General features: G+C 53.5%; 2 rRNA genes. Both read left to right on the plus strand.

Annotated features, from left to right (window positions below):
• The first annotated feature begins 9 nt into the window (after positions 1 to 9).
• Positions 10 to 3,178, plus strand: a 23S ribosomal RNA gene (locus ACT3TS_RS19400).
• Positions 3,179 to 3,413: 235 nt separating this feature from the next.
• Positions 3,414 to 3,530: ribosomal RNA gene (gene rrf / locus ACT3TS_RS19405) — 5S ribosomal RNA — on the plus strand.
• Positions 3,531 to 3,542 lie beyond the last annotated feature (12 nt).

The following is a 3,542-nucleotide window of genomic DNA, read 5'->3' on the forward strand; positions in this document are numbered from 1 at the left end:
CATGTGTGTGGTCAAGTTTTTAAGGGCGCACGGTGGATGCCTTGGCATTAGGAGCCGAAGAAGGACGTAGGAATCTGCGATAAGCCTCGGGGAGTTGATAACCAAACTTTGATCCGAGGGTGTCCGAATGGGGGAACCCCGCTACCCGCCGCGAGGTGAGGTGGTGACCCGCATCTGAATATATAGGATGTGTGGAGGGAACGTGGGGAAGTGAAACATCTCAGTACCCACAGGAAGAGAAAACAATAGTGATTCCGTTAGTAGTGGCGAGCGAACGCGGATCAGGCTAAACCGTGTCATGTGTGATAGCCGGCGGGCGTTGCATGGTGCGGGGTTGTGGGATTTACCGTTTTGGTTCTGCCGGACCAGAGAGGGGAATGGTGCATGTATAGGTGAACGGTTTTGAATGGCCGACCGTAGAGGGTGAGAGTCCCGTAACTGAAATGCAGTGCACTCCCTGGTGAGTATCCCAAGTAGCACGGGGCCCGAGAAATCCCGTGTGAATCTGTCAGGACCACCTGATAAGCCTAAATACTACCTAATGACCGATAGCGGACAAGTACCGTGAGGGAAAGGTGAAAAGTACCCCGGGAGGGGAGTGAAATAGTACCTGAAACCGTGTGCTTACAATCCGTCAGAGCCACCGCGCCCCCTTGCGGGGGTGGTTGTTGTGGTGATGGCGTGCCTTTTGAAGAATGAGCCTGCGAGTTAGTGTTACGTCGCGAGGTTAACCCGTGTGGGGAAGCCGTAGCGAAAGCGAGTCTGAATAGGGCGAGTTTAGTGGCGTGATCTAGACCCGAAGCGAAGTGATCTACCCATGGCCAGGTTGAAGCGCGTGTAAGAGCGCGTGGAGGACCGAACCCACTTCAGTTGAAAATGGAGGGGATGAGCTGTGGGTAGGGGTGAAAGGCCAATCAAACTTCGTGATAGCTGGTTCTCCCCGAAATGCATTTAGGTGCAGCGTTGCGTGTTTCTTACTGGAGGTAGAGCTACTGGATGGCTAATGGGCCCTACAAGGTTACTGACGTCAGCCAAACTCCGAATGCCGGTAAGTCAGAGCGTAGCAGTGAGACTGTGGGGGATAAGCTTCATAGTCGAGAGGGAAACAGCCCAGACCACCAACTAAGGCCCCTAAGCGTGTGCTAAGTGGGAAAGGATGTGGGATTGCTTAGACAACCAGGAGGTTGGCTTAGAAGCAGCCATCCTTAAAAGAGTGCGTAATAGCTCACTGGTCAAGTGATCCCGCGCCGACAATGTAGCGGGGCTCAAGTACACCGCCGAAGTTGTGGATTTCAAACACTACCCAAACCAAAGCTTGCTTTGGTTCAGGGGTTTGGAGTGGTAGGGGAGCGTCGTGTGGGCATTGAAGTCGCAGTGTGAACTAGCGGTGGAGCCTACACGAGTGAGAATGCAGGCATGAGTAGCGAAAGACGGGTGAGAAACCCGTCCGCCGAATGATCAAGGGTTCCAGGGTCAAGCTAATCTGCCCTGGGTAAGTCGGGACCTAAGGCGAGGCCGACAGGCGTAGTCGATGGACAACGGGTTGATATTCCCGTACCGGTGAAGAACCGCCAATATTGAACCGGTGATACTAACCACCCAAACCACCACTGAGTACCCTTCGGGGTCAGGGTGTGTGGGGAGCGTGGGACCTGAACCGGGGAGGTAAACGTATTAACAGGTGTGACGCAGGAAGGTAGCCGAGCCGGGCGATGGTAGTCCCGGTCTAAGGACGTAGGAAACACGATAGGCAAATCCGTTGTGTTGTCTTCAATGACGATTCTGAGATCTGATGGGACCCCCGCATGGGGGAATTCGGTGATCCTATGCTGCCTAGAAAAGCATCGACGTGAGGTTCTAACTGCCCGTACCCCAAACCGACACAGGTGATCAGGTAGAGAATACTAAGGCGATCGAGAGAATTATGGTTAAGGAACTCGGCAAAATGCCCCCGTAACTTCGGGAGAAGGGGGGCCTGCCCCGTGAAGAAGATTTACTCTTCATGAGCGGGTGTGGGCCGCAGAGACCAGGGGGAAGCGACTGTTTACTAAAAACACAGGTCCGTGCGAAGTCGCAAGACGATGTATACGGACTGACTCCTGCCCGGTGCTGGAAGGTTAAGAGGACCGGTTAGCTCTTCGGAGCGAAGCTGAGAATTTAAGCCCCAGTAAACGGCGGTGGTAACTATAACCATCCTAAGGTAGCGAAATTCCTTGTCGGGTAAGTTCCGACCTGCACGAATGGAGTAACGACTTCCCCGCTGTCTCAACCATAAACTCGGCGAAATTGCAGTACGAGTAAAGATGCTCGTTACGCGCAGCAGGACGGAAAGACCCCGAGACCTTTACTATAGTTTGGTATTGGTGTTCGGAGTGGCTTGTGTAGGATAGGTGGGAGACTGTGAAACTGCAACGCTAGTTGCGGTGGAGTCATCGTTGAAATACCACTCTGGTCACTTTGGACATCTAACTTCGGCCCGTAATCCGGGTCAGGGACAGTGCCTGATGGGTAGTTTAACTGGGGCGGTTGCCTCCTAAAAAGTAACGGAGGCGCCCAAAGGTTCCCTCAGCCTGGTTGGCAATCAGGTATCGAGTGTAAGTGCACAAGGGAGCTTGACTGTGAGAGGGACACCTCGAGCAGGGACGAAAGTCGGGACTAGTGATCCGGCGGCACATTGTGGAATGGCCGTCGCTCAACGGATAAAAGGTACCTCGGGGATAACAGGCTGATCTTGCCCAAGAGTCCATATCGACGGCATGGTTTGGCACCTCGATGTCGGCTCGTCGCATCCTGGGGCTGGAGTAGGTCCCAAGGGTTGGGCTGTTCGCCCATTAAAGCGGTACGCGAGCTGGGTTTAGAACGTCGTGAGACAGTTCGGTCCCTATCCGCTGCGCGCGCAGGAAATTTGAGAAGGGCTGTCCTTAGTACGAGAGGACCGGGACGGACGAACCTCTGGTGTGTCAGTTGTACTGCCAAGTGCATCGCTGATTAGCTACGTTCGGATGGGATAACCGCTGAAAGCATCTAAGCGGGAAGCCCGCTTCAAGATGAGATTTCCATACACAGTTATGTGTGAGAGGCCCCCAGCTAGACCACTGGGTTGATAGGCCGGACGTGGAAGCGAGGACTAAAGACTCGTGAAGCTGACCGGTACTAATAGGCCGATAACTTACACCACACACACCTTTACAAAAGCATGCTCGCGTTCACTATGTGGTTCCCAACCAACAAACCCACCCGTTTGTTGCACGGAAACAAAACAAGACACCACCCCCGGTGGACTAATTCATGGGCAACCATGATTGGTACTCAGGGAATGTAAATGTCTTGTATAATAAAATAGAAGTTGTTCCATAACAAGGACACCCAACAAGCCACCCAACCAAGAAACACCTTTGGTTTGGGGAACGAGTTACGGTGGTCATAGCGTGGGGGAAACGCCCGGTCCCATTCCGAACCCGGAAGCTAAGACCCACAGCGCCGATGGTACTGCATTCGTGAGGATGTGGGAGAGTAGGACACCGCCGGACAACACATAAAAA

This window comes from Specibacter sp. AOP5-B1-6 (assembly GCF_052376555.1).
GTDB lineage: Bacteria > Actinomycetota > Actinomycetes > Actinomycetales > Micrococcaceae > Specibacter.